Here is a 24,938-nt window from a genome sequence, read left to right as displayed (position 1 = left end):
CCGGGTCTGACATCAGGCGGTGGTGCTGAGGAAGGTGTGGAGGGATCTTGTGAGCGCGCCGACGAAGGCGTCCTGTACCGGTGCCGGGACGAGGTCCAGCGACAAGTACGGGTTCAGGTCCTCCAGTTCGACGAGGAGCAGCTCGCCGGACGGCGCCCGGCAGGCGTCGACGCGCTGGATGCCGTGGTCGAGGGTGTTCCAGTCGACGAAGGAGCGGGCGAAGGCCAGGTCCGCCCCGGTCGGGGAGTAGGGCTCCAGCTCCCAACGGCGGGCCGGATCGGGGGCGTACAGCGCGTACTGGAAGGCGTCGTCGACGAAGTAGAAGGACACCTCGTACGTGAAGTCGATGCGCGGCTGGATCAGCACGGCCCCGGCGGGCCCGTCCGGTGTCGCGGTGAAGGTGAGGCCGATGGAGTCGGCGCCCTGCTTCGGCTTGACCGCGTACTGCGGCACCTGCGGCAGCTCCGCCAGCCGGGCGGGGTCGTCGACCGTCGGGATGACCGGGTAGCCGGCGGCCGTCAGGTCGAGGAGGTACTGCTTGCCCGCCATGTCGGCGCGGCCGGTGAGCGGGTTGTAGACGCGGGTTCCGGAGGCGAGGGCGGCCGCGCGGAAGGAGTCGTAGGCCTCCTGGTAGTGCAGGACCGGGCCGCTGTTGCGGACGATCACCGCGTCGAAGCCGAGCGGCAGCATGGCTTCCGCGTCCGCGGGATGGCACAGGGCCAGGTCGAACGCGGCGCGCAGTCGGGACGTGAGGAATATGTCCTCGTCGCAGTAGCGGCGGCCGCGTGCGGGGTACGCCAGGTCGGTCACGTAGAGCAGGGGCATGAGGGCAACCTATCGCGGGCACTGATCAGCGCATGAAATACCTCGTACGGGACAAAATGGTGGCCATCGGGGACGACTACTGGATCGAGGACGAGAACGGCCGGCACGCCTTCCTCGTCGACGGGAAGGCGCTGCGCTTCCGGGACACGCTGGAGCTGAAGGATCCGGACGGGCAGATCCTGATCACCTTGCGGGAGAAGCTGTTCGCGCTGCGGGACGCGATGACCCTGGAGCGGGACCAGCGGCGGCTCGCGGTGATCCGCCGCAAGCGGCTCTCGCTGGTGCGGGGCCACTTCCGCGTGACCCTGGCCGAGGGCACCGAGCTCGATGTCAGCGGGCGGATCCTGGACCGCGAGTTCAAGGTCGAGTACGACGGGGAGCTGCTCGCGCTGGTCTCGCGGCAGTGGTACCGGCTGCGCGAGACGTACGCGGTGGACGTGGTCCGGGAGGACGCGGACGCGGCGCTGCTGATCGCGGTCGCGGTGTGCGTGATCCGGATGGCGGAGAAGGAGCGGGAGGACGGGGTCAGCCCCGATGGTGTTCCCGGGCCGTGAGCTGACCCTGGACGTAGGGGTCGGCATCCGGTGTGTACGGGCCTCCGTGGTCGAAGAGGAGCTCGCAGATGCGCTGCCACTCGGCGGCCTCGGCGCGGACGGCGGCGTCGGCGCGCTCCAGGTCGCCGGCGGCCGCCAGCACCGCCTCCAGGGCGGCGCGGGCCTCGTGGTGGGTCAGGCCTACGGCCCGCTCCCGGACGCGCCGCCGGGCCGCGATCTCCGCGGCGGAGGGCTCGTGCGGTTCCAGGGCGGCCTCCAGAACGGCCTCTGCGTCGTCCGTCACGGTGTACCCGCCTCCTCGTCGTGGACCCGGCGGCCGACGCCGCCCGTCCCCTTCGTCTGCCCGCGAACCCCGGCGCCAACCGGGGCTCCGGGAGCCCCGGGGACGCCATGGCGGCGTCAGCGGCCCATGCGGCGGTCCTTCAGCGCCGGGAACTGGGAGCGGGTGTCGGGGACCTTGGCCGGGTCCAGGTCGACGGTGAGGACCTCCTCGCCGGGGCCCGCCTCCGCCAGGACCTCGCCCCACGGGTCGACCACCAGGCTGTGCCCGGCCTGCTCCACGCCCGCGTGGGTGCCGGCCGTCCCGCACGCCAGGACGTAGGACTGGTCCTCCACGGCGCGCGCCCGGTTGAGCAGGGTCCAGTGGGAGCGGCGGCGGGCGGGCCAGCCCGCCGAGACGACCATCGTGGTGGCCCCGGCGTCGACGAGGCCGCGGAACAGCTCCGGGAAGCGCAGGTCGTAGCAGGTGGCGATGCCGAGGGTCTGCTCGGGCAGGGTGACCGTGGTCAGGGAGTCCCCGGCCGACATCAGCACGGCCTCGCCCTGGTCGAAGCCGAAGCGGTGGATCTTCCGGTAGGTGGCGGCGAGCTCGCCCGCCGGGGAGAGGACGAGGGCGGTGTTGTAGAGGGAGCCGTCGCCGGCGCGCTCCACGACCGAACCCGCGTGCAGCCAGACGCCGGCGTCGCGCGCCGCCTTGGACATGGCCTCGTAGGTCGGTCCGTCCAGCGGTTCGGCCTCGGTCTCGAACTGCTCGTAGGCGAATGCGCCGACCGGCCACAGCTCCGGCAGGACGACGAGATCGGAGCCTGCCTGCTCCCGTACGAGTTCGGCCACGCGGACGCGTCGGGAAGACACCGACTCGCCCTCGTTCACTGCGATTTGGATCAGCGAGGCGCGCACACTACCACCGTCCTGGCGTTCAAGCCGTCAACTCGGGCCTACGATCGTCACACGAAAGCACTGCCGGGGTGCTCACCGGCAGCGTAGTTTTGGAAACTGAGTCCACCGCTTCCGAAACGCGCCATTGAACAGCACCGCGAGGGGTCCCGTTGACCGTCCAGCCGCATCCCGCCCTCCAGCCCTATGCCGACGCCTGGACACACTCCATCGAGGCGATATCCGAGTTGGTCCTCCCGCTGACGGAGGGCGAGTGGAACCGGGCGACGCCGTGTCCCGGCTGGTCGGTCCGCGATGTCGTCTCCCACATCATCGGCATCGAGTGCGAGCAGCTCGGGGACCCGCGGCCGATCCACACCGTGGCGCGGGACCTGCGGCACGTGGTGGACGAGTTCAGCCGGTACATGGAGGTGCAGGTCGACGTGCGGCGGCACCACACCGCGCCGGAGATGACCTCGGAGCTGGAGTACACGGTGATCCGGCGCTCCCGGCAGCTGCGGAACGAGAAGCGGGATCCGGCCACCATGGTCCGCGGGCCGCTCGGTGACCAGGTGACGCTGGAGCAGGCGCTGCGGCTGCGGGCGTTCGACGTGTGGATCCACGAGCAGGACCTGCGGGCGGCGCTGGGGGCACCGGGGAACTGGGACTCGCCGGGCGCGTACGTGGCCCGGGACCTCCTGCTGGCCGGGCTGCCGAAGGTGGTGGCCAAGAAGGCGGGGGCGCCGGCGAACTCGGCGGTGGTCATCGACGTCCACGGCCAGCTGGAGTTCATGCGGACGGTACGGGTGGACGCGGACGGCCGCGGCACGGTGAACAAGTCGCCGTCGCTGGGCCCGGCGGTGACCCTGACGCTGGACTGGGAGACCTACGTCCGCCTGGCGGCGGGCCGGGTACGGGCGCACACCGTCGCGGACCGGGTGAAGGTGGAGGGCGACGCGGAGCTGGCGGACGCCATCCTCACGCAGTTCTCCGTGACCCCGTAAGGCCTGCGGGGCCGCACGGCCCGGTCGTGCGGCCGAGTCGTGCGGCCCGGGCGGCCGTGCGGCGGAACTCGGTGGGGCTGATCGCGTAGGCGTCCCGGAAGGCCCGACTGAAGGCCGCGGCATTGGTGAAGCACCAGCGGGCGCCGATCTCGTGGACGGGCCGTCCGGCCAGCTCGGGGCGGGCCAGGTCGGTACGGCAGCGCTCCAGGCGGCGGCGCCGGACGACGGCCGCGACGCTCTCCGGGCCCTCGCGGAAGAGCACGTGCAGGGCGCGTACGGAGATGCCGTGGGCGGCGGCGATCAGGCCGGGGGTGAGTGCCGGGTCCCCGAGGCCGTCCTCGATGAAGGTGTCGATCCGCTCGCGCAGAGCGCGGGCGCGGACCTCGGCGGGCAGTTCCCCGTAGGCGTCGAGGCGTTCGGCGAGGCAGGCGGCGGTCAGCTCGATCGCGGCCGTGCCGAGGTGGCGCAGCTCTTGCGGCCCGCAGTCGGAGCCGTGCCGTCCGAGCGAGGCGATGAACCCCGCGAGGATGGCTCCCAGGCCGCTCTCCGCGCCGACGCGGCGGCCGAGCAGCGGATCGATCCGGCCGGCGCGCAGCGGCAGCACGGTCTTCGGCAGCTGGACGACCAGCGCCCGGAGGGTGCCGTCGCCCGGTCGGCAGTCGGCCTCGAAGGGGTGCGAGGTGTCCCAGAGGATCATGTCCCCGGGGGCGAGCTCCGCGTCGCTGCCGCACTGGGACATCCACATCCGGCCGCGGGTCAGCAGCGACAGCTGGTACTGCTCCGGGTCCGCGCGCCGGATCAGCGCGGGGGTGCGCCGCGAGCGTACGTGGGAGTACTCGAAGGAGGAGACCTGCACGGCGCCCAGGTCCAGGACCGCCGCCTCCGCCTGGAAGTCGGCGGAGCGTTCGCTCCTGAGCGCGGTGGGCATCAGCGAGCTGGAAATGACGTCCGTGAACCAGTCGAACCTCTCCACGGTCGGCACGGCGCCTGCGGACAGCTTCGTCCACATCTGCGGCGGATCCCCCTCCCGACACCGCTCTCCCGGAGGGACGGCGGACCTACGGCGCCTCGCGCCCTGCTGTTTCCGGGAGGGGACACGCACGGGACACCGGCTCCGGTTCCGGCTCCGGCTCCGGCCCCGGCTCCAGTGCCTGCGCCGGGACGGTGACGCGGCCCCGGGCGGCCTCGCGGGCCAGGGCGAGGGGGCGCAGGCGCAGGATGCTGGCCACGCCCAGCGCTTCGAGGACGAAGACCGCGGAGAAGGCGACGCGGTAGTTGTCGCCGGTGGCGTCGAGCAGGATGCCGACCGTCAGCAGGGTGGTCATGGAGGCGATGAAGCCGCCCATGTTCGTGATGCCGGAGGCGGTGCCCTGGCGCTCCGCCGGGTTGGCCGGGCGGGCGAAGTCGAAGCCGATCATCGATGCCGGTCCGCAGCCGCCGAGCACCAGGCACAGGGCGACCAGCAGCCACATCGGCGCCCGGTCGCCCGGGTACGCGAGGACCGCCGCCCACAGCAGGGCGGTGAGGCCGACCGTGCCCAGGGCGAGCGGGATCCGCGCGGACTGGCGGCGGCCGACGATCTGGCCGTAGACAAGCCCGAGCGCCATGTTCGAGGCGACGACCAGCGTCAGCAGCCCGCCCGCGGTGGTCCGCGACAGCCCCTGCGCCTCGACCAGGAAGGGCATGCCCCACAGCAGCAGGAAGACCATCGCGGGGAACTGCGTGGTGAAGTGCACCCACAGGCCGAGCCGGGTGCCGGGTTCGGCCCAGGACTCCCGGATCTGGCGGCGGACGAAGCCCCCCGGAGCCCCGGCGGTCCCGGCGGCACGCGGCGCGGGCCCGTACCCCTCGGGGTGGTCCCGCAGGAACAGCGTCAGCGGCACCAGGACCACCAGCCCCGCCGCCGCGCTGCCCGCGAAGGCGGCGGTCCAGCCGACGCCGTGCAGGACCGGGGCGAGGACGAGGGTGGAGACGAGGTTGCCCGCCATGCCGACCAGCCCGGCGAGCTGGGCCATCAGCGGCCCGCGCCGGGCCGGGAACCAGCGGGTGCCGAGCCGCAGGACCGAGATGAAGGTCATCGCGTCGCCGCAGCCCAGCAGCGCCCGCGCGGCGAGCGCCATCCCGTACGAGGGCGCCAGCGCGAAGCCGAGCTGGCCGGCGGTGAAGAGCACCGCGCCCAGGGTCAGCACCTTCTTGGTGCCGAGCCGGTCGACCATCAGGCCCACGGGTATCTGCATGCCCGCGTAGACCAGCAGCTGGAGGAGGGAGAAGGTGGCCAGCGCCGAGGCGCCCACGTGGAAGCGGTCGGCGGCGTCCAGGCCGGCCACGCCCAGGCTGGTACGGAAGATCACCGCCACGAAGTAGACGGCGACGCCGATGCCCCACACGGCGACGGCCTTCCGGCCGCCCGGCGGGTCGGCGGGTGTGCCGGCCCTGGCCGGGGAGGCGCTCACCGGGCCGTTCACCGGCCCCTTCACCGGCCCCTTCACCGGCCCGGCCCCCGCACCAGGGCCTCGACCCGGCCGATGTGCCCGCGGACCGCCGCGGCGGCCGTGTCCGCGTCCCCGGCGCGCAGCGCGTCCAGGATCTCCGCGTGCTCTGCGAGGGTGCGGTCCAGCCGTTCGGGGTGGGCGTGCAGCAGGGCCACGCCCATCCGCAGCTGCCGGTCGCGGAGTTGGTCGTAGAGCCGGCACAGGATCTGGTTCCCGGCGCTGCGCACGATCTCGGCGTGGAAGCCGCGGTCGGCGGCCATCATCGCGGCGAGGTCGCCTTCGTCGGCGTGCCGGCGCTGTTCGTCGAGCAGGGCGGCGAGCCGGTCCAGCAGGCCCGGTGGGGCCGGCACGGCTCTGCGTACGGTGAACTCCTCGACCAGCAGGCGGGTTTCGAGGACGTCGGTGATCTCCTGCGCGGAGACCTGGAGGACCAGGGCGCCCTTCTTCGGGTACAGCTTCAGCAGCCCCTCGGTCTCCAGCCGCAGCAGTGCCTCGCGGACGGGCGTGCGGGACACCCCGACGGCGGCGGCCAGTTCGCCCTCGGTCAGGAGGATGCCGCCTTCGTAGCGGCGGTCGAGCACCCCCTGCTTGACGTGCCGGTAGACACGGTCGGCGGCGGTCGCGGCAGGGGCGGGGGCGGGCATGCGCACAGGATAGATACAACAGGGGTGCAAGCCCGGCCGGGTCCAGGATGTGGACCGGACCGGGTGCCGGGCGGCGACCCGGCGCCCGGACCCCGGGTGTGGTCCGCGGGCCGCCCGCTGCATCGAAGGACGTACCGCGCCTTCGTCCACCCGCAGGACGTACGGGGCCCCGCGCACCGGGAGGCTGAAGTCATGGCCGACACCCTGCTCGCCCCGGCGGCTCACAAGACCGACCGGCTCCCGCTCCTGGACGTCCTGCGCGGCGCCGCGATCCTCGGCACGCTCATGACCAACGTCTGGATCTTCACCTCGCCCGGCTCGGAGTGGGGGGTGCTCCAGGGCGGTCTGAAGCCGCCGGACCCGATCGCCGACCCCTCCGCCGCCCACCTCGCCGAGAGCGTCTTCCGCTTCCTCGCCGACGGCAAGTTCCTGGCCCTGCTGACGGTCCTGTTCGGGGTGGGCCTGGCCATCCAGTTCGACTCCGCCGCCCGCCGCGGCGACCCCTGGCCCGGCCGCTACCCGCGCCGCGCCGCCTTCCTCTTCGTCGAGGGCACCGTCCACTTCGTGCTCGTCTTCGCCTGGGACGTGCTCATGGGGTACGCCGTCACCGCCCTCCTCGTCGCCTGGCTGCTGGCCCGCGCCGAGAAGGTGCGCAAGGCGGCCATGTGGACGGCCGGCGCGCTGCACCTGGCGCTGATGTCCCTGGTGACCCTCGACGCGCTGAGCCGGCCCGCCGGCGCCCCGAAGAGCCCGGACCCGGCCGCCGTCGAGCTGTACGCCCACGGCGGCTATCCGGCCCAGATCGCCTTCCGCCTGGAACACTTCCTCGCGCTGCGCATCGAGCCGGTCATCTCCTTCGGGCTGCTCGTGTTCCTCTTCCTCCTCGGCGTGCGGCTGCACCGCGCGGGCGCCTTCACCGCCACCGCCGAAGGCCGCCGCATCCGGACCCGGACGGCCGCCTGGGGCCTGGGCCTCGGGCTGCCGCTGAACGCCGCGACCACCCTCGGCGGCTCCGACTTCTACCTCCTGGGCCGCTACGGCGCCGCGCCGCTGCTCGCCCTCGGCTACATCGGCCTGATCGGCATCGCCCTCGACCGGCAGTGGATCCCGGCCCCGGTGAGCCGCGCGCTCGGCTCCGTCGGCCGCACCGCCCTGTCCTGCTACGTCGCCCAGAACCTGCTCTGCATGCTGCTCTGCTACGGCATCGGGCTGGGCCTCGCCGAACGGTTCGGCGGCAGCGGCCCCTGGTGGGTGATGGGCCTGTGGGCCGGTGTGAGCCTGACCCTGGCCGCCGGATCGCGGCTGTGGCTGCGCCGCTTCGGCCACGGCCCCCTGGAAGCCGTACAGCGCACGGTCCTCAAGCCCCGCCGGTGACCGCCGCCACCTCCACGTCCAGGACGAACTCGTCGTACGGGGCCTCGTCCGGGTAGGGCGGCCGGACCTGCGCGAAGCGGATCCGGGCCCGGCCCCCGCCCGGGGGCCGGGCCCGGACCACGTACGTCCGCTCCACCGGGGCCCCGGGCAGCCGGGCCGCCCCGGCGGCGGCCGGGTTCCTGTCGGCCGGGGTCTCGGGGGCCTCCGCCACCGTCACCGCGTCCGCGTCCCCGGTGACCTGCCAGGTCCACACGTACCCGCGCGCGCCCCGCCCGGTGAGCCGCAGCTCGTACGGCTCGTCCGGGCCCAGCACGATGCTCCGTACCTCCACGCCCGTCCGGTCCTCTCAGACGGGGCCGATCACCGACCCCTCGTGCCAGCCCGCGCCGTCGCGCCAGTAGTGCTGGAGGCGGCGGTCGGTGCGCAGGACGATGACTTCCAGGTTGAACCCGAAACTGCCCTGGAGCATCCCGGTGACGGCGGCGACGTCGTGCCCGAAGACCGCGCTGCGCCGCCAGGGCGAGCCGCCCGCGTTGCCGCGCCACCAGTGCTCCACGCGGCCGCCGGCGACGGCCACGCACAGCTCGTAGTTCCCGGCGGTGTCCTCGTCGGCGGCCCCGAACTGCCCCTCGATCAGGCAGGGCGCGGAGACGGCCGCCGTACCGCTGCCGAAGATCTCCCCGGCCCGCCAGGTGAAGCCGTTCGGATCGTCGCGCCACCACAGCTGCATGCGGCCGTCGGTGAGGGCGGCGACGAGGTCGAGGTGGCGGCCGCGGGTCTGGACGAGGGCGGGACCGTAGTGGGCGATGCCGGAGGCGAACCGGCCGCCGTCGTTCCAGGTCCAGGGGGCGCCGTTGATCCGCCACCAGTGGTTGAGGCGGCCGTCGGCGGTCCGGACGACCACCTCGAAGTTGCCCGGCTTGCCGTAGTCGCTCTGGATGAACGCCGGGGTCGAACCGACGGCCGCGTCCCCCGGCCCGAACACGCCGCCGTCGCGCCAGGCCCCGCCGGACTGCTCGTAGTACCAGTGGCGCAGCCGGCCGCCGGTGGTCACGTGCAGGGACTCCATGTTGCGGTTGTAGGTGGTGCCGGTGAAGGCGGGCTGGCCGGAGGCGTCGGCGGCGAAGGTGCCCGCGCGGGCCCAGGCGAACGGGGAGTCGCCCTCGCGCCACCAGTGCTGGAGGCGGTCGCCGGGGGCGGTGGCGAGCAGCTCGAAGTTGCGGTGGGCGCGGCCGTTGCCGCTCTCGTAGACGTTGCCGGTGTGCAGGCGGCGCTTGGTCCACGGGTCGGGGTTGGTGCCGCGCAGACCGCACTTGGCCCAGTGGTCGATGTTGACCTCGCCGTAGGCGATCCGGCCGTAGCCGCCCACGTGGTAGCCCGTCCCCCAGGAGTTCTTGAACAGCCAGCAGCCCGCCGCGTCGTCGTAGCCGACGATCAACACGCAGTGGCCGCCCGCGAGATGGTCGCTCGTACGGTGGTACACGCCGGAGCCGAGGCCGAAGAAGTCGTCGTAGACGTCGAAGCAGGCCGTCAGCGGGCCGACCGTGTCCAGCCAGACCTTCTGCTGCTCCACGTCGCCGAGCCGGACGTAGTCGGTGATCCGGACGGTCCGGCCGGACCGGTCCCAGCTGGGCGTGTACTCGGCGCGCCAGGCGTCGCGGCGGGCGGCGGGCAGACCGGCGGGCGGGGTGCTGTACGGCCAGCAGTCCGGGTCGGCGAGCCCGCCGTTCGCCTTGATCCAGTCGAGGGCGGTCTCCGGATTGCTGCCCTGGCCGCAGGTGAAGCGCAGGCCGTCGTGGACGTCCCCCTCGGAGCGCTCCGCCCATACGTCGTGCTCGATCCGGGCCATGGACTCCACCAGGCCGGCGGCGCCGAAGGCCCAGCAGGAGCCGCACGGGTTCTGGTCCTTCACCTTGGTGATCCACGGCCATCCCCAGCGGGTGCGCCAGTCCACGGCGGCAGGCCGGGCCGGGGCGGCCGGCCCCCGGACCCCGGGCAGCAGCCCGTGGGCGGCGCGGCGCCGGGTCAGGTTCGGATTGCCGCTCGCGTGGCCGATGATCCCCGGGAGATCGATCACCCCCGCGTCCTCGGCGGTGGTCAGGTTCGCCCCGGGCTCCAGACCGAGCGAAGGCCGCGGCACGGGCTCCTCGTCGGCGAGGTGCTCCAGGACCGACCAGCGCGCCCCCTGCGCGACGAGCTGCGCACGCAGCTCCCCCGCGGTCTGGACAGACTCCTCCGGCATGGCGGCCCCCCAGCTGCAACCGTTCGGATCCAAGACCCGGGAGCGTCTCCCCGGCGCCCGGGGGCGTCAAGGGGGTCCGCACGGTCGCGCGGTGGCACGAGGGGGCGTGCCGTGCCGCGGGGCCCGCGGGCTCGGCCGGGACGGCACCGGGCGCCGGGTCGCCGGATGCCGGGCGCCGGGCGCCGGGTCGCCCGGAACCGTGAGGGCGGCGTACCGGGGTTCAGCCGTCCAGGGAGATCGCGTTCTTGGCGCGCTCCACCGATTCCTCGGAGGCGGGGCCGCCCGGATTCTCGGTCGCCAGCGCCTGGTTGAGGTCGACGAAGGGCCGCATCCGCTCCTCGTAGCGGGCGTACGCGGCGACGTGGTCGCCCCCGGCCCCGGCGAGGGAGTCGGCCAGCACGTGGGCGCCGACCAGGGCCAGGCTGGTGCCCTGCCCCGAGAGGGGGGAGGGGCAGTAGCCGGCGTCCCCGAGCAGGGTGACCCGGCCCCGCGACCACTGGTCCATGCGGATCTGGGCCATGGCGTCGCAGTAGAAGTCGGGCGCCTTGCGGGCCGCCTCGGCCAGGCGGGCCCCTTCCCAGCCCACGGTCTCCAGCCGGTCGACGACGGCCTTCCGCAGGGCCTCGGCGGTGCGCAGTTCCGGGGCGAGGGGGGCGGACTCGAAGCCGAAGGCGATGCGCAGTTCGGTGTTGTCGCGTACGGGCATGATGCCGAAGCCCATGTCCCGGTCCCGCAGCCACATCTGCCAGTCCTCCAGGCCGAGGAAGTTGTCCGCGCCGAACACCGAGAGGTAGCTGCCCAGGTGGTGGGCGTAGTCCTCCTCGGGGCCGAAGGCCAGGCGCCGGACGGTGGAGTGCAGGCCGTCCGCCCCCACGACGAGGTCGAAGGTGCGCGGCGCCGCCTGCGCGAACTCCACCCGCACTCCGTTCCCGTCCTCCTCCAGAGCGGTGACGGTGTCGCCGAAGAGGTACTCGACGTCCGCGCGGGTGTGCTCGTGGACCATCCGCACCAGGTCCTCGCGCAGCACCTCGATGTCCTCGCCGTCGAGCCGGCCGCTGCTGAAGGTCGCCTCGGTGGAGCGGCCGACCTCGCTGCCGTCGGGGCCGAGGATCGACATGCCGCGCATCCGGGTGCGTACGCTGCTCGCCCGCTCCAGCAGCCCCATGCGCCCCACCACGTCGAGCGCGACGCCGCGGATGTCCACGGCCTGCCCGCCGCCGCGCACGCCCGGGGCGCGTTCGACGACGGTGGCCGCGAAGCCGTGGCCGTGCAGGAGGTGGGCGAGGACGGGACCCGCGATGCCGCCGCCGGAGATGAGTACGGTCCGCATGAGAAGCTCCTTCAGTGGTTTGTACGCTGTACGCACACTGAATGTACGACGTACGCGCAGGTCTCTCAACAGGCATTACAACGAGTCTGTACTAGGTCAGAACAGGTCCGGGAGCGCGTCTCCGCTGCTACCCTCTGCACTAGTACAGGACAGGAAGGCGGCAGAACGTGACGCAGACCACAGGCACAGCGGGTGATCCCCCCTACCTGCGCATCGTCGCCACGATCCGGCGGCGCATCGCGGACGGGGAACTCGCCCCCGGGGACCGGGTCCCCTCCACCCGGCAGATCGCCGCGCAATGGGGCGTCGCGCTCGCCACCGCCACCAAGGCGCTGACGACCCTGCGCCTGGAGGGTTTGGTCGAGGCCCGCCCGCGGATCGGGACGGTCGTCGCCGGGAGCTCGCCCGCGGGGCCCGCCGCCCCCACCGCACCGACGGCCCGCAGGCGCCCCTCGCCCGCCCCGGACACCGAGCCGGAGCTGACCCTCGACCGGATCGTCCGCGCCTCCGTCGAGATCGCCGACGCCGAAGGGCTCGCGGCGCTCTCCATGCGCGGTGTCGCGGCCCGGCTCGGCGTCGCGGCGATGTCGACGTACCGGTACGTGCCGAGCAAGGAGGACCTGGTCCTGCTCATGGCCGACGCCGCGTTCGGCGAGGCCCGCCCCGCCGACGCCTACGCCGACGCCGACGTCCCCGAGGACTGGCGGGCGCGCGTCGAGGTGGGCACCCGGACCCTGTGGGGCCTGTACCGCAAGCACCCCTGGCTGGCCCGGGTCGGCTCGCTCACCCGCCCGTTGCTGGTGCCCAACCTGCTGGTCCACGGCGAGTGGATGCTGAGCGCCCTCGACGGCCACGGACTCGACCCCACCACCCTCTTCGACATCCACGTCCTGCTCTACAGCCATGTGCACGGCCTCGCGGTCCACCTGGAGTTGGAGGCCGACGCCGAAGCCGCCACGGGCCAGTCGGAGGACCAGTGGATGGACAGCCGCGCCCCCGTCCTGCGGGAACTGGTGGACTCCGGCCGCTTCCCGACCTTCGCCAAGGTGGTCGGGTCCTTCGAGGACGGCTACGACCTGCGGCTCGACGCGCTCTTCGACCTCGGGCTGCGTGCCCTCCTGGACGGCCTGACCCCCGTCGTCGAAGGCTGAGGACGCTCCTTCGGGCCCCCGGCGGGAGCCCGTATAGGCTCGGGCCGCATGGGGACGTGGATCGCGCCGAGCGCCATCGAGAGAGAGCTGTACGAGGCCAAGACCGCCGGCGACTGGGCCGCCTACTTCGACGTACTGGCCCGTACGCCGCTGTACGTGGCGCAGTCCCGCGCGCGGTCCGACGCGCACCCCGACTCGGTGTTCTTCCACGCCACCCCGGACCGGATGCTCGTCGTCCACACCGCCGGCATGCTGCCCGCCCCCACCCCCGAGACGGTCTACGAGTCGCGCAGCCTGCGCTGGTTCGCCAAGGTCTGGGCCGCCGACGACCCCGCCTTCCTCGCCGTGAACCCGGGCTCCCCCTCCGAGGCCTACCTCACCACCGCCCCCGCCGACCTGGCCCGCTGGCGCGCCCACGCGGAGGCCGCCCCCCACTACGGCCTGCCCGAGGGCAAGGTCCACGCCCTGTTCACCGGCGGCCCGCTGCACGGGCCCGTCGCCCACGGCCTCGCCGTCGGCGGCCATCTCGCCGTGACGAACGGCGAGTTCTGGAACTCCCTCGCCTACCACGGCAGCGGCTACCAGTACGAGCGCCGCCGCGTCGCGAAGAGCTGGAGCATCACCGACCGGCCCGACTGGCTCTCCACCCTGGAGACCCTGCTGGACCGCGGGATGGTCAGCCCCGTCTGGGAGTACGCGCTCCGCGTCCGCCGCGCCCTCGCCTCCGACTTCGCCGGGCCGGTGGACATCGAGCACTGGCGGCACGCCGCCGAGGCGAGCCTGCGCCGCAGCGCCGAACGTGCCGCCGAGCCGCAGCTCACCCCCGACGGGGTCACCGTCGCCCAGCCGCGGCCGGCCGCCGAGGTCGAGGGGGAGATAGCCGGAGTCAAGCGCCTCATCGGCCGGATCACCCGCTACGAGCAGCGCTTCCGGGCCGACGGCCTGCTCCCCGAGGACGGCTGGGTCCGCTCCGTGGAGGGCTGGGACATCGGCCGGGCCTCGCAGATGGCCCGCTGGGGCGTCGGCTGCCGCTACGGGACCGTCGCCGAGGCCGAGACGGCCGTCCTGCGCGCCGGGGAGGCGGCGCGCGACACGTACCGCTCGTGGGCGGAGTTCTCCGCCGGGTACGTCCTGGGCCGGTGCCTGCACTTCGACGAGGAGGAGTTCGGCACCTGGTACACGACCGCGCTCGCCGCCCACCTCGCGCTGACGACCGACCCGGCCAGCCCCTGGCTCAACATCCCCTGGAGCTAGGGCGTTTCGCTCGGACCGTCCGGACGGTGTCCGACCTCGGGTAGTCGGCGGCCGCGGCCGGGAACCGGCGGCGGGCCACCGGCTCCCCGACTAGCCTCGCCGCCATGACTGTTGAGCTGAACGAGACCGTGCGAGGGCTGCTCGACGCGCCGCACCCCGCCGTCCTGTCGACCATCAACCCCGACGGAAGTCCGCAGAGTTCGGTGATCTGGGTGACCCGCGACGGCGGCGACCTGCTGGTCTCCACCGAGCGGGGCCGCCGCAAGGAGCGCAACATCGTCCGGGACGGGCGGGTCGGCATCACCGTCTTCGACCTGGCCAATCCCTTCCTCTACGCCGAGATCCGCGGCACGGCCACCGTCACCGAGGACATCGGCCGGACGGTGGCCGTCCGGATCGCCGAGGAGTACATGGGCCCGGGCGCCGGCAAGGAGTACGCGCAGGCCCCCGCCGAGGACGTCCGGGTGGTCGTCCGCATCACCCCGACCAAGGTCCTCGGCAACGCGGCCCGGTAGGACCGACGGCGTGCGGTCCGGCCAGGACACACCCCCCTAGGGCAGGTCGGGCCGGACCGCCGCCCAGGCGTCGACCGCCCGCGCCGACGGGTCGGCGTCCGCGAGGTGGGGCCGCACGAGCACCAGCCACGGGATCAGGCTCTTGATCCGGCGCAGGTGCCGGATCCGGTGGTACGGGAGGTCCCGCCAGACCCGGCCCTGGGCCGCGGCCTGCTCCGGGGCCAGGTCCATCAGCGCCAGCAGCTCCCGGCACAGGGCGGCCGGGTCACCACCGCGTTCCGGACCGAACTGCTGGATCAGGTAGACCTGTACGCCGGCCAGTTCGGGCGCCCGGAGCAGACCGGGCCCGCCCTCGGCCCGCGCGCAGCGGTGGGTGGCGGCCAGCGCGATCCGGCCCCAGCGCAGCCGGATCCCGTCCGGCAGCCGCTCGTCCCGCATCCGCACCCCGGCCAGGACGCGCAGGGTCCGCGGGTGCGGTTCGTCCCGCAGCGGCGGCTCGGTGGCCAGCCAGGCCTCCAGCTCCTCCAGCGCGTGCCCGTCGGGCGGCACCGAGGTCAGCACCTGCCCCCGGGTGAGCAGCGCGACCATGGCGCCGGCCAGGTGGACCCTCGCGATGTGCCCGGCGTCGAAGGAGCCGACGGCCCGGCCGTGGCGTTCGATGCGGCGCAGCCCGATCCTGGATTCCCCGACGGCGTAGACCTGTCCGGCCCGTGCCACCCCGCCGACGCACCGGACCACGCACACGCCGCCCGTGACATCGGCCTCCTCGACGGAGTACACCTGCAATTCGGCGATGGACACCCGCGCCCCCTTCCCCGGGCGGGAGATTACCTCCCGGCGCCGTCCCCCCGCCCGATGCGGTCCAGCAGGGGCGCCGCCCATCCCGGGAGGGCGGACGCCGACGGGCGGGGCGGGCGGGGGTCGGAGGTGATGCCGATGCCTCCCGCCGGGTCGCCGTACACGAACTTCTGGGACCACCCCAGCCAGGAGCGGACGAACAGGTTCGCGCTCCACGCCAGGGCCAGCGCGCCGCGCAGCCCGGGGACCTCGTACCAGTAGCCGGTGAGCACCACGGCGCGGGAGACCGCCTCGTCCGCGTCCGCCGGCCGGGAATCGGCGGTGAGCCCGGCGGCCAGCACCGATGCCGCGAACCGCTGGTCGGCGAGCAGCCCGCCGCTGTCGCAGACGACCGTGTCCAGCAGGTCCGCCGGGAGGCCGGCGGCGGCCTTCTCCAGCCTCGCCAGCAGCTCGGGCAGGCCCGGATCGCCGGCCGCCTCCGGGCCGGGAACCACCCTCAGGTCGACCGGCAGCCGCTCGTCCCCCGTGCGGGCGGCCAGCAGGTGCACGTACGCCAGCGCGCGCAGGGTCTGCCAGCGGCAGAGCGTGTCGAGCAGCGCGGTCCGGGAGCTGCGGAAGGCGAGCCGCACCGGCCAGTCGGCCGCCCGGACGTCGTTGCCGAGCGCCCGCAGCTCCGCCGGCACCGGGACCGGGAAGACCCGGCTCCGGCCGGGGTCGCCGGACGGCTCGGCGCGGTAGCCCGGCCGGCCGGGTGCGCTACTCATTCGCTTCCTCGTCCTCCGGGGTCCGCCGCTTCCGGCCTCCATGCCGGATGAACGTCCCTCAGACCCCGGACGGTTCCTCCAGTACCAGCCGGATCTCGGTGACCTCGTAGCCGGCCCGGTCGAAGGCGGCGGCCATCGGGATGTTGACGGTGTCCGTGGTCGCGGTGATGCGCTGCGCGCCCTCGGCCGCGTGGAAGCGGGTGATCTCGCCCAGGATCTCGTCGATCAGGCCCTGGCCGCGCTGCTCCGGTACGACGCCCAGGTAGCCGACGTTGCGGTGGTACGGGGTCGCCGACGGGACGGCCAGGCCCGCGAGGCGGCCGTCCGGGAGGTGGGCCAGGCGCCACCAGGAGCGCTCGCCGGGGCAGTCGAGGTAGAAGTCGAAGTCCTCGCGGGCCAGCTGCTCTGCGTCCATCAGCTCCAGTTCGTGCTGCGTGGCCAGGTCGAGGCTGTCCCGGGAGAGCCGGACGAAGGCGTCCAGCATCTCCTCGTCCGTGCCCTCGCGGAAGACGAGCCGGCCGGTGGGCCCGGCCGTCCCGGCGGCCGGGGTCCACTCGTAGCGCAGGCGCTCGATCTCGCGCGTCAGGCCCGCCTCGGCCGCGGCCTCCTGGCGCCAGCCGACCGCGGCGGCCAGCTCCGGGTCGGCCCGCCAGTCGCGGGGCAGGGAGATGTTGTAGCCCGGCCGCTTGCCGAAGGCGGCGTGGCCGGCCTCCAGCAGCCCGGCGGCGACCGCGGCCGGGTCGGCCACGTCGTCGCGCACCTGGAGGCAGTCGAGCGCGATGGGCCGCTCGCTGTCGGCGCGCCCCCACCACAGCGCACGGGCCAGGATCTCGCCGTCCTCGTCCTCGGCGAACCAGATCCACTCGGGTCGGATCTGGTTCTCCGCGAGCTCCTCACGGATCCGCTCGGCGGTCAGGGCGGGCACGGGCCCGTCGGCCGGGTGGGCGACGGCACGGTCCAGGTCCAAGGGGTCCGCAGTGGCGGAGCGAAAGATCATCTGGCGATGATCACACGCGGCCCACCGCCCTGACCAGGGGTTTCCCCACGACCCGGTCACTCCCCCCGTGCCACGATCCCTTCCAGGGCGTGCGCGTACTCCCGCAGGCGCCGCTTGAAGTGCTCCGCCGAGCCCGCCGAGCCCGCCGAGCCCGCCGAGCCCGCCGAGGGCATCAGAAGCCCGGGAAGGAACGCGACCCGCCACATCAGGAACACCTCCCGGAGCGACCGCCCACCGCCGGCCCCGCCCCACGCGCACACCGCGCCGATCGCCTCCGCGATCTCCCGGGCCCGGGGCTCCACGTCGCCGCCGCCGCGCAGGGCCGCGACCCCCACCAGCGCCTGGAGGAGGTGCGCCAGCTGGAGGTCGGCGCCCGTCCGGGCCATGCGGCGCACCGTTTCCGGCGCGCCGAGGTCCGGGGTGTACTCCTCGATGCCTCCCGACCACATCAGCAGGGCGGCCGGCGGGACGTCGTGCTCCCGCAGGTACCCGAGCCCGTCCATGATCTCCATCGACGCGTCGTGGAAGGCGCCCGACCGCCGCACCACGTCCAGCACCCGGTCCAGCTCGGCGCGGTGCCGCGCGACGAACGCGCCCACCGACACCGATTCCAGCGCCGCGCCGCACTCGACGAGGCCGCCGAGCGGGCCGAAGACCTCGCGTACGAGGGTCGTCTCCGATGCCACCGGTACCGCCGGGACCTGCTCCTGCATCGCGCCGCTCCTTCGGGACGTTCCCTCGTCGGACAAGGCCGATGGCCGGCCTCCCTGGGGGAGGCCGGCCATCGGGTGGGGCGTCGTGCGTGCCGCTACGACCAGGTGATCAGGCGGCGGGGGTGTTCCAGGACCGCCGCGATGTCGGCCAGGAAGCGGGAGCCGAGCTCGCCGTCGATGAGACGGTGGTCGAACGACAGCGCCAGGGTGGTGACGTGGCGGGGCTTCACCTTGCCCTTGTGGACCCACGGCTGGAGCTTGATCGCGCCGACCGCGAGGATCGCGGACTCGCCTGGGTTCAGGATCGGCGTACCGGTGTCGACGCCGAAGACGCCGACGTTGGTGATGGTGATCGTGCCGTTCTGCATGTCCGCCGGGGAGGTCTTGCCGTCGCGGGCCGTGGCGACCAGCGAGGACAGGGACTCCGACAGCTCGCCGAGGGTCTTGGCGTGCGCGTCCTTGATGTTCGGGACGATCAGCCCGCGCGGGGTGGCCGCCGCGATGCCCAGGTTGACGTAGTGCTTGAGCACGATCTCCTGGGCCGCCTCGTCCCAGGACGCGTTGACGTCCGGGTTGCGGCGGATGGCCACCAGCACGGCCTTGGCGATGAGCAGCAGCGGGTTGATCCGCAGCCCCGCGAGGTCCGGGTCGGCCTTGAGCTCCTGGACCAGCTTCATCGTGCGCGTCACGTCGAACGTGATGAACTCGGTGACGTGCGGCGCGGTGAAGGCCGAGCCGACCATGGCCTGCGCGGTGACCTTGCGGACGCCCTTGACCGGGATACGGGTCTCCCGCGCCGAGGCGTCGGCCACGGGGGCCGCGGCCACCGCGACGGGCGCGGCCGCAGCGGCCGGGGCGGCCGCCGGAACCGCCGCGGGCGCGGCGGCCTGCGGGGTGATCGCCGCGGCGGCCGCGGCGTGCACGTCCTCCCGGGTCACGACCCCGCCGTCGCCGGTGGGGACCACCGAGGCCAGGTCGATGCCGAGGTCCTTGGCGAGCTTGCGCACCGGCGGCTTGGCCAGCGGCCGCTCGCCGCCCGGCTGCGCCGGGACCGCGGGGAGCGGCGCCGGGGCGGCCGGAGCCGCGGGGGCGGCCACCGGGGCCGCAGTGCCGTTCTGCGCGGCCACGGCGGGCGCCGGGGCGGCCTTGCGCGGGCGGCGCTTGGTGGAGGACTCGGAGACCCCGTAGCCGACCAGGACGGGCTGGCGGGCGGCCGGGGCCGGCTCGGCGGCGGCAGCGGCCGGGGCCGCTTCCACCGCGGCGGGGGCCGGAGCCTCCGCCTCGCCGGTCTGGACCGAGATGATGACCTGGCCGACGTCGACCGTGGTGCCCTCCTCGAAGAGGAGCGCGTGCACGACACCGTCGAACGGGATCGGCAGTTCCACGGCGGCCTTGGCCGTCTCGACCTCGCAGACGACCTGACCGTCGGTGACCGTGTCGCCGGGCTGGACGTACCACTTGAGGATCTCGGCCTCGGTGAGGCCCTCGCCCACATCGGGCATCTTGAATTCGCGGATGGTCATGACGCGGGTCTCCTAGTACGCCAGCGAGCGGTCGACGGCGTCGAGCACCCGGTCCAGGCCGGGCAGGTACTCGTCCTCCAGGCGGGCCGGCGGGTACGGGGCGTGGAAACCGCCCACGCGCAGGACCGGCGCCTCCAGGTGGTAGAAGCACCGCTCCGTGATGCGGGCGGCGACCTCCGCGCCGACGCCGAGGAACACCGGCGCCTCGTGGACGACCACGAGCCGGCGGGTCTTCTCGACCGAGGCCTGGATCCCGTCGAAGTCGACCGGGGACATCGAGCGCAGGTCGAGGACCTCCACCGACTTGCCCTCCTCGGCGGCCGCGGCCGCGGCCTCCAGGCAGACCTTCACCATCGGGCCGTAGGCGGCCAGGGTGACGTCCGAGCCCTCGCGGCTCACGCGCGCCTTGTGCAGCTCACCGGGGATGGCGTCGAAGTCGACCTCGCCCTTGTCCCAGTAGCGGCGCTTCGGCTCGAAGAAGATCACCGGGTCGTCGCTGAGGATCGCCTGCTGGAGCATCCAGTAGGCGTCGCTCGCGTTCGAGGGGGAGACCACCTTGAGGCCGGGCACGTGCGCGAAGAGCGCCTCGGGGGACTCGCTGTGGTGCTCGACCGCGCCGATGCCGCCCGCGTACGGGATGCGCACGACGACGGGCATCTTGACCTTGCCCAGGGCGCGCGCGTGCATCTTCGCGAGCTGCGTGACGATCTGGTCGTACGCGGGGAAGACGAACCCGTCGAACTGGATCTCCACGACCGGCCGGTACCCGCGCAGGGCCAGGCCGATGGCGGTGCCGACGATGCCCGACTCGGCGAGCGGGGTGTCGATGACCCGCTCCTCGCCGAAGTCCTTCTGCAGGCCGTCGGTGATCCGGAAGACACCGCCCAGCTTGCCGACGTCCTCACCCATGATCAGGACCTTGGGGTCCTGCTCCAGGGCCTTGCGCAGCGACTCGTTGAGCGCCTTAGCGATCGACATCTTCTCGACAGCCATCAGTGACCCTCCTCGAAGGACGCGAGGTAGGCGGCGAACTGGGCGCGCTCCTCGTCGACGAGCGCGTGCCCGTCCGCGTAGACGTTCTCGAAGATCGCCATGGTGTCCGGGTCGGGCATGGCGCGCACGGCCTCGCGCACGCGCTTGCCCATCGCCTCGCTCTCCGCCTCCAGCTCCGTGAAGAACGCCTCGTCGGCGCCCCCGGTGGCCAGCAGGTGGGCCTTCAGGCGCAGGATCGGGTCCTTGGCCTCCCAGGCCGCCGTCTCCTCGTCCCGCCGGTACTTCGTCGGGTCGTCGGAGGTGGTGTGCGCGCCCATGCGGTACGTGAACGCCTCGACCAGGGTCGGGCCCTCGCCGCGGCGGGCCCGGTCCAGGGCCCAGCGGGTCACGGCCAGGCAGGCCAGCACGTCGTTGCCGTCGACGCGCACGCCCGGGAAGCCGAAGCCCTGAGCGCGCTGGTAGAGCGGCACGCGCATCTGGCGCTCGGTCGGCTCGGAGATCGCCCACTGGTTGTTCTGGCAGAAGAACACCACGGGGGAGTTGTAGACGGCGGAGAAGGTGAACGCCTCGGCGACGTCGCCCTGGCTGGACGCGCCGTCGCCGAAGTAGGCGATGACCGCGGAGTCCGCGCCGTCCTTGGCCACACCCATCGCGTAACCGGTCGCGTGGAGCGTCTGCGAGCCGATGACGATCGTGTAGAGGTGGAAGTTGTTGGTGTTCGGGTCCCAGCCGCCGTGGTTCACGCCGCGGAACATGCCGAGCAGGTTGGTCGGGTCGACCCCGCGGCACCAGGCCACGCCGTGCTCGCGGTAGGTCGGGAAGACGTAGTCCTCGTCGTTCAGCGCCCGGCCGGAGCCGATCTGGGCGGCCTCCTGGCCCAGGAGCGAGGCCCACAGGCCCAGCTCGCCCTGACGCTGCAGGGCGGTCGCCTCACCGTCGAAGCGGCGGGTCATGACCATGTCGCGGTACAGCCCGCGCAGGTCCTCGGTGGTGATGTCTGCGACGAAGGGGGCGAATTCCGCGTTGTCCGCGTTCTCTACCCGGTCCCCTTCGGGCGTCAGCAGCTGTACGAGCTGAGGTACGGCGTCCTGCGTCTGCGCGGTGGCAGCGGCGGGCTTGGCGGCGGCGTTCGCCGCGCCTGCCGCCCGCTTGGTGCCGCTGCTGCGTCGCGGCTTGCGCGCGGCAGTGCTCTCCACGGTCACGTGTGCTCCTCCGTCGGTCCGGCACCCGGGTTCTCCGGGGTCCAGTGCGGCTCACCTGTATCCGTAACGAGCGCACGGGGTGGGTGCGCTTCGCGTACGGGGATTCAGGCGTGACAGGTGTCCCGGCGAGTGCCCTGCGCAATGCACGTTACCCAGTGCGCCGCATAACTGCGAAACCCCGTTTGACCTGCGTTTTTGCTTGGATTTCCTAGTAAAAACGCAGCAACGGGAACAACCACTGGTCACAGCCTTGCAGGGGCCGGGAACAACGGCACGTTATCCCGGGTAACTCCGGCAGGGAAGGGGTGAGTGTGTGAAACTGACTTCGTGCGCGAAGACGGAAAAATCAAGGTATTCCTCCTGGACGACCACGAAGTGGTACGTCGGGGCGTCCACGAGCTCTTGTCGGTCGAAGAGGACATCGAGATCGTCGGCGAGGCCGGCACCGCCGCCGACGCACTGGTCCGCATTCCCGCCACCCGTCCCGACGTCGCCGTCCTCGACGTCCGGCTCCCGGACGGCAGCGGCGTGGAGGTCTGCCGCGAGGTGCGCTCGCAGGACGAGGACGTCAAATGCCTGATGCTGACCTCCTTCGCCGACGACGAGGCGCTCTTCGACGCGATCATGGCCGGCGCCTCCGGCTACGTGCTCAAGGCGATCCGCGGCAATGAGCTGCTGAGCGCCGTCCGCGATGTCGCCGCCGGCAGGTCGCTGCTGGACCCGGTCGCCACCGCCCGCGTGCTGGAGCGGCTGCGCGACGGCGGCAGGAGCGGCCGGGGCGACGACCGCCTGGCCCACCTCACCGAGCAGGAGCGGAAGATCCTCGACCTGATCGGCGAGGGCCTGACCAACCGCGTGATCGGCGAGCGGCTGCACCTGGCCGAGAAGACCATCAAGAACTACGTCTCCAGCCTGCTCTCCAAGCTGGGCATGGAGCGCCGCTCCCAGGCCGCGGCCTACGTGGCCCGCCTGCAGGCCGAACGGCGCTGACCTCCGCCCCTCGCGCCGGCCACGCGCGGTGACGCTCCGTGACGGTACGGGTTCCCCTGCTCCGGGCGTTCCACTCGGGACCAACGTCCCCCCTCCTCGGGGCGGGCTGCTCTTCCCCCGCGGGGTGCCGGTGACCGAGAGTGGACGCCATGTCCCCCGAGGAACTCCACGCCGTCGAACTGCTGCGCCGGGTGCCGTACGGCCGCGTGGCCACCAGCATGCGCGCGCTGCCCTTCCTCGCGCTCGCCCGGCACATCGTGGTGGACGGCGGGGTGCTCCTGAGAATGCATTCCGGTTTCGGCTACCACCAGGCCTGCAACGGCAGTGTGGTGGCCTACGGAGCCGACAATTCCCATTCGCCGGACCCCGAGCTCTGGTCGGTCCAGTTCACCGGAACGGCGCAGGTCGTGGAGCCCGCCAACGCCGAGCTGGAGCTCTTTGGCCCGGTTCCGCATTTCATCGACGGCCAGGTCTTCGACCCCGTCTACATGCGTATCGAACCCCAGTTCGTCACCGTGCACTCACTCGCCCGGAATCCGGACCGGCAGTACCAGCACGCGCTCTGACCCGCGCTCACGCGGATACGGGAACGGGCCCGGCGGAATTGATTCCGCCGGGCCCGTCCGCGTATCCGTCTCACTCCTCCGAGCTGGGGGCGCCACCGCCGCCGACCGCGCCGCCTGCGCCGCCGCCGCTCGTCTCCGTGGGCTTCGTCGACGGCTTCGTCGACGGCGTCGTCGGCGGGGCCGTCGGGGACTTCGTCACCGGCGAGCTGCTCGGCGAGGCCGTGCCCGTCGGCGTGTGCGTCGCGGTGGCCGTCGGCGTCGGGCTGAAGCTCTGCGTCCGGCTCCGGGTCGGCGGGGGCGAATTGTCGGCGGTGGCCGGGGGGTTGTCCTGGGTCGCCGGCGGCTGGGTGAGGTTCGGGGAGGCGGACTTGCTCGGCTGGTCGTTCGGAGTGCTCTGGGTGGTCTCCGGCTTCTTCTTGTCCGTCTTGCCCACGCTGTTGACGGCGTAGGCCACGCCGCCCATGACCGCGACGATCGCGAGGACCGCGAACAGCCACGCCTTCCAACGGCTGCCGCCGCCACCGCGGTCGTCGTAGCCGTCGTACCCGTCGTAGCCGCCGTTGCCGGCCGGGCCGTGGCCCCCGGGGAAGGCCGAGCCGTCGTCCGGGTTCAGCGACGGCACCATCGGCTGCTGGAACTGCGAGGTCGAGGCGTGCGCCCCGTACTGCTGCTGGCCGCCGTTCCCGGGCAGGGGCATGGCCGTGGTGGCAGAGGCGCCGCCCCGCCCGTGCGGCAGGGACATGGTGACCGGGCCGGTGCTCCAGGTACCGGTGTTCGGCCCCTGGTCGTGCAGCATCTGGAGCGCGTACTGGACCAGTCCGCGCATCTCCTCGGCGCTCTGGAACCGGTCGTCCGGATCCTTGGCGAGGGAGCGCATGACCAGGCCGTCGAGCTCCTGCGGGAGATGACGCCCCTCCGGCAGCTGCGAGGGCGGCACCGGCGCGTCCTGGACGTGCTGGTAGACCACCGACAGCGGGGTCTCGCCGGTGAACGGGGGACGCAGCGCGAGCAGTTCGTACAGCAGGCAGCCGGTCGCGTACAGGTCGGAGCGGTGGTCGACGGCCTTGCCGAGGGCCTGCTCGGGCGACAGGTACTGCGGGGTGCCCATGACCATGCCGGTCTGGGTCATCGTCGACTGGGCGCCGTGCAGGGCGCGGGCGATGCCGAAGTCCATCACCTTGACCGCGCCGGTCTCGGTGATGATGACGTTCGCGGGCTTGATGTCGCGGTGCACGATGCCGTGCTGGTGCGAGTACGCGAGGGCTTCGAGCACGCCCGAGGTGATGATGAGCGCCTGCTCGGGGCCCGGCGCCTCGGCACTGAGCAGGAGGTCGCGGATGGTGCGGCCCTCGACGAGCTCCATGACGATGTACGGGACGGTGTTGGGGCCGACCTTGTCCTCGCCCGAGTCGTACACGGCGACGACGGCGTGGTGGTTGAGTCCGGCGACGGACTGCGCCTCGCGCGTGAAGCGGGCCTTGGACACCGGGTCCTCGGCGAGGTCCGCGCGCAGCAGCTTCACGGCGACGGTCCGGCCCAGCCGGACGTCCTCGGCCGCGAACACCTCGGCCATGCCGCCGCGGCCCAGCCGGTGCGTCATCCGGTAACGGCCGTCTCCCACCAGGCCGCCGGCGCCCCAGTGCTCAGGACCATCGGTCATCCCGGCGCCGTTTCCATCGGGTTCGGGTGCCATCAGTCCTCGCCGTCGTATCTCTCGGTCGCCGCTCAGCGGTCGTCCTCTTCGTCGGTGCTCCGGTGAACGCTACAGCCTCGGAACCGGTCACCGTTCGGACAAGGCCGCCTGTGCCCATGTGGTCACGGAACGGGTACCTGGCTTGACGTGTGCTTGCCC

The 24,938-nt window shown here is 73.2% G+C and carries 25 protein-coding genes; 8 read left to right on the top strand and 17 right to left on the bottom strand.

Annotated features, from left to right (window positions below):
- Window positions 1-12: 12 nt before the first annotated feature.
- Window positions 13-825 (bottom strand): ATP-grasp domain-containing protein, encoded by an 813-nt coding sequence (locus JYK04_RS22490; RefSeq protein WP_189738277.1) that lies wholly within the window; start codon window positions 823-825, stop codon window positions 13-15.
- 32 nt (window positions 826-857) lie between these two features.
- On the opposite strand from JYK04_RS22490, the gene JYK04_RS22485 reads away from it, so the two are divergent.
- The gene (locus tag JYK04_RS22485) at window positions 858-1,379 is read left to right on the top strand and encodes an LURP-one-related/scramblase family protein (RefSeq protein WP_189738274.1); all 522 of its coding nucleotides are present in this window, start codon (window positions 858-860) and stop codon (window positions 1,377-1,379) included.
- On the opposite strand, the gene JYK04_RS22480 is transcribed toward JYK04_RS22485, so the two are convergent.
- Window positions 1,351-1,662, bottom strand: a complete 312-nt coding sequence (locus JYK04_RS22480) for a hypothetical protein (protein ID WP_229875377.1) — start codon at window positions 1,660-1,662, stop codon at window positions 1,351-1,353. The two genes, JYK04_RS22485 and JYK04_RS22480, sit on opposite strands and share 29 nt — an antisense overlap.
- Before the next feature lie 116 nt (window positions 1,663-1,778).
- Window positions 1,779-2,558, bottom strand: coding sequence for a carbon-nitrogen family hydrolase (locus JYK04_RS22475; protein WP_189738272.1), 780 nt, complete (start codon window positions 2,556-2,558; stop codon window positions 1,779-1,781).
- 149 nt (window positions 2,559-2,707) lie between these two features.
- Here JYK04_RS22475 and JYK04_RS22470 point away from each other — a divergent pair, with 149 nt between their 5' ends.
- Window positions 2,708-3,538, top strand: coding sequence for a maleylpyruvate isomerase family mycothiol-dependent enzyme (locus JYK04_RS22470; protein WP_189738269.1), 831 nt, complete (start codon window positions 2,708-2,710; stop codon window positions 3,536-3,538).
- On the opposite strand, the gene JYK04_RS22465 is transcribed toward JYK04_RS22470, so the two are convergent.
- From JYK04_RS22465 to JYK04_RS22455, 3 genes are read right to left on the bottom strand one after another with little or no spacing between them, the layout of a single operon-like run.
- Window positions 3,513-4,547, bottom strand: coding sequence for an AraC-like ligand-binding domain-containing protein (locus JYK04_RS22465; RefSeq protein WP_189738266.1), 1,035 nt, complete (start codon window positions 4,545-4,547; stop codon window positions 3,513-3,515). The genes JYK04_RS22470 and JYK04_RS22465 overlap by 26 nt on opposite strands.
- 49 nt (window positions 4,548-4,596) lie before the next feature.
- Complete coding sequence (locus tag JYK04_RS22460; RefSeq protein ID WP_189738637.1) at window positions 4,597-5,991, bottom strand: MFS transporter; 1,395 nt, start codon at window positions 5,989-5,991, stop codon at window positions 4,597-4,599.
- Window positions 5,992-6,023: 32 nt separating this feature from the next.
- Window positions 6,024-6,674 carry a GntR family transcriptional regulator gene (locus JYK04_RS22455; protein WP_189738263.1) on the bottom strand — a complete coding sequence of 217 codons (651 nt, stop codon included), beginning with the start codon at window positions 6,672-6,674 and terminating at the stop codon, window positions 6,024-6,026.
- 192 nt (window positions 6,675-6,866) lie between these two features.
- Between JYK04_RS22455 and JYK04_RS22450 the strand changes: the two genes are divergently transcribed.
- Entirely contained in the window at window positions 6,867-8,048 is a 1,182-nt protein-coding gene (locus JYK04_RS22450; RefSeq protein ID WP_189738260.1) for a DUF418 domain-containing protein, read from the top strand.
- Here JYK04_RS22450 and JYK04_RS22445 read toward each other — a convergent pair.
- From JYK04_RS22445 to JYK04_RS22435, 3 genes are all read right to left on the bottom strand, one after another.
- Entirely contained in the window at window positions 8,032-8,379 is a 348-nt protein-coding gene (locus tag JYK04_RS22445) for a protease inhibitor I42 family protein (RefSeq protein ID WP_189738257.1), read from the bottom strand. The genes JYK04_RS22450 and JYK04_RS22445 overlap by 17 nt on opposite strands.
- Window positions 8,380-8,394: 15 nt before the next feature.
- Window positions 8,395-10,290 (bottom strand): C1 family peptidase, encoded by a 1,896-nt coding sequence (locus JYK04_RS22440; RefSeq protein ID WP_189738254.1) that lies wholly within the window; start codon window positions 10,288-10,290, stop codon window positions 8,395-8,397.
- Window positions 10,291-10,510: 220 nt separating this feature from the next.
- The gene (locus tag JYK04_RS22435) at window positions 10,511-11,620 is read right to left on the bottom strand and encodes an FAD-dependent monooxygenase (protein ID WP_189738252.1); all 1,110 of its coding nucleotides are present in this window, start codon (window positions 11,618-11,620) and stop codon (window positions 10,511-10,513) included.
- Between the two features lie 167 nt (window positions 11,621-11,787).
- Here JYK04_RS22435 and JYK04_RS22430 point away from each other — a divergent pair, with 167 nt between their 5' ends.
- From JYK04_RS22430 to JYK04_RS22420, 3 genes are all read left to right on the top strand, one after another.
- Window positions 11,788-12,771: a GntR family transcriptional regulator gene (locus JYK04_RS22430; RefSeq protein WP_189738249.1), complete on the top strand. Its 984-nt coding sequence runs from the start codon at window positions 11,788-11,790 to the stop codon at window positions 12,769-12,771.
- A gap of 48 nt (window positions 12,772-12,819) precedes the next feature.
- Window positions 12,820-14,025 (top strand): DUF1266 domain-containing protein, encoded by a 1,206-nt coding sequence (locus JYK04_RS22425; RefSeq protein ID WP_189738247.1) that lies wholly within the window; start codon window positions 12,820-12,822, stop codon window positions 14,023-14,025.
- 104 nt (window positions 14,026-14,129) lie between these two features.
- A complete protein-coding gene (locus tag JYK04_RS22420) occupies window positions 14,130-14,540 on the top strand; it encodes a PPOX class F420-dependent oxidoreductase (protein ID WP_189738245.1) in 411 nt (136 codons plus the stop codon).
- A gap of 36 nt (window positions 14,541-14,576) precedes the next feature.
- Here the strand turns inward: JYK04_RS22420 and JYK04_RS22415 are convergent, their stop codons facing one another.
- From JYK04_RS22415 to pdhA, 7 genes are all read right to left on the bottom strand, one after another.
- Window positions 14,577-15,341, bottom strand: a complete 765-nt coding sequence (locus tag JYK04_RS22415; RefSeq protein ID WP_189738243.1) for a hypothetical protein — start codon at window positions 15,339-15,341, stop codon at window positions 14,577-14,579.
- Between the two features lie 26 nt (window positions 15,342-15,367).
- Entirely contained in the window at window positions 15,368-16,102 is a 735-nt protein-coding gene (locus JYK04_RS22410) for a hypothetical protein (RefSeq protein ID WP_189738240.1), read from the bottom strand.
- Window positions 16,103-16,160: 58 nt separating this feature from the next.
- Window positions 16,161-17,099 carry a GNAT family N-acetyltransferase gene (locus JYK04_RS22405; RefSeq protein ID WP_189738237.1) on the bottom strand — a complete coding sequence of 313 codons (939 nt, stop codon included), beginning with the start codon at window positions 17,097-17,099 and terminating at the stop codon, window positions 16,161-16,163.
- A gap of 56 nt (window positions 17,100-17,155) precedes the next feature.
- Window positions 17,156-17,812, bottom strand: a complete 657-nt coding sequence (locus JYK04_RS22400; RefSeq protein WP_189738234.1) for a hypothetical protein — start codon at window positions 17,810-17,812, stop codon at window positions 17,156-17,158.
- A gap of 95 nt (window positions 17,813-17,907) precedes the next feature.
- Window positions 17,908-19,335, bottom strand: coding sequence for a dihydrolipoamide acetyltransferase family protein (locus tag JYK04_RS22395; RefSeq protein ID WP_189738231.1), 1,428 nt, complete (start codon window positions 19,333-19,335; stop codon window positions 17,908-17,910).
- Between the two features lie 12 nt (window positions 19,336-19,347).
- Complete coding sequence (locus JYK04_RS22390) at window positions 19,348-20,328, bottom strand: alpha-ketoacid dehydrogenase subunit beta (RefSeq protein WP_030010542.1); 981 nt, start codon at window positions 20,326-20,328, stop codon at window positions 19,348-19,350.
- A complete protein-coding gene (pdhA, locus tag JYK04_RS22385; protein ID WP_030010543.1) occupies window positions 20,328-21,530 on the bottom strand; it encodes a pyruvate dehydrogenase (acetyl-transferring) E1 component subunit alpha in 1,203 nt (400 codons plus the stop codon). The genes JYK04_RS22390 and pdhA overlap by 1 nt, the downstream gene beginning before the upstream one ends.
- 327 nt (window positions 21,531-21,857) lie before the next feature.
- On the opposite strand from pdhA, the gene JYK04_RS22380 reads away from it, so the two are divergent.
- Entirely contained in the window at window positions 21,858-22,520 is a 663-nt protein-coding gene (locus JYK04_RS22380) for a response regulator (protein WP_189738228.1), read from the top strand.
- Between the two features lie 149 nt (window positions 22,521-22,669).
- A complete protein-coding gene (locus tag JYK04_RS22375) occupies window positions 22,670-23,086 on the top strand; it encodes a pyridoxamine 5'-phosphate oxidase family protein (RefSeq protein ID WP_189738226.1) in 417 nt (138 codons plus the stop codon).
- Window positions 23,087-23,156: 70 nt separating this feature from the next.
- Here JYK04_RS22375 and JYK04_RS22370 read toward each other — a convergent pair whose 3' ends face one another.
- Complete coding sequence (locus JYK04_RS22370) at window positions 23,157-24,779, bottom strand: protein kinase domain-containing protein (RefSeq protein WP_189738223.1); 1,623 nt, start codon at window positions 24,777-24,779, stop codon at window positions 23,157-23,159.
- Window positions 24,780-24,938: the final 159 nt, after the last annotated feature.

Source organism: Streptomyces nojiriensis, from assembly GCF_017639205.1.
Lineage (GTDB): Bacteria > Actinomycetota > Actinomycetes > Streptomycetales > Streptomycetaceae > Streptomyces > Streptomyces nojiriensis.
This window is presented reverse-complemented; position numbering and strand designations above follow the sequence as displayed.

Bases quoted from the DNA above. Each gene is read 5' to 3' on its own strand.
- JYK04_RS22490 (WP_189738277.1), bottom strand. From the start codon at position 825: ATGCCCCTGCTCTACGTGACCGACCTGGCGTACCCCGCACGCGGCCGC.
- JYK04_RS22485 (WP_189738274.1), top strand. From the start codon at position 858: ATGAAATACCTCGTACGGGACAAAATGGTGGCCATCGGGGACGACTAC.
- JYK04_RS22465 (WP_189738266.1), bottom strand. From the start codon at position 4,547: ATGTGGACGAAGCTGTCCGCAGGCGCCGTGCCGACCGTGGAGAGGTTC.
- JYK04_RS22455 (WP_189738263.1), bottom strand. From the start codon at position 6,674: ATGCCCGCCCCCGCCCCTGCCGCGACCGCCGCCGACCGTGTCTACCGG.
- JYK04_RS22450 (WP_189738260.1), top strand. From the start codon at position 6,867: ATGGCCGACACCCTGCTCGCCCCGGCGGCTCACAAGACCGACCGGCTC.
- JYK04_RS22440 (WP_189738254.1), bottom strand. From the start codon at position 10,290: ATGCCGGAGGAGTCTGTCCAGACCGCGGGGGAGCTGCGTGCGCAGCTC.
- JYK04_RS22435 (WP_189738252.1), bottom strand. From the start codon at position 11,620: ATGCGGACCGTACTCATCTCCGGCGGCGGCATCGCGGGTCCCGTCCTC.
- JYK04_RS22425 (WP_189738247.1), top strand. From the start codon at position 12,820: ATGGGGACGTGGATCGCGCCGAGCGCCATCGAGAGAGAGCTGTACGAG.
- JYK04_RS22420 (WP_189738245.1), top strand. From the start codon at position 14,130: ATGACTGTTGAGCTGAACGAGACCGTGCGAGGGCTGCTCGACGCGCCG.
- JYK04_RS22410 (WP_189738240.1), bottom strand. From the start codon at position 16,102: ATGAGTAGCGCACCCGGCCGGCCGGGCTACCGCGCCGAGCCGTCCGGC.
- JYK04_RS22405 (WP_189738237.1), bottom strand. From the start codon at position 17,099: ATGATCTTTCGCTCCGCCACTGCGGACCCCTTGGACCTGGACCGTGCC.
- JYK04_RS22400 (WP_189738234.1), bottom strand. From the start codon at position 17,812: ATGCAGGAGCAGGTCCCGGCGGTACCGGTGGCATCGGAGACGACCCTC.
- JYK04_RS22395 (WP_189738231.1), bottom strand. From the start codon at position 19,335: ATGACCATCCGCGAATTCAAGATGCCCGATGTGGGCGAGGGCCTCACC.
- JYK04_RS22390 (WP_030010542.1), bottom strand. From the start codon at position 20,328: ATGGCTGTCGAGAAGATGTCGATCGCTAAGGCGCTCAACGAGTCGCTG.
- JYK04_RS22375 (WP_189738226.1), top strand. From the start codon at position 22,670: ATGTCCCCCGAGGAACTCCACGCCGTCGAACTGCTGCGCCGGGTGCCG.
- JYK04_RS22370 (WP_189738223.1), bottom strand. From the start codon at position 24,779: ATGGCACCCGAACCCGATGGAAACGGCGCCGGGATGACCGATGGTCCT.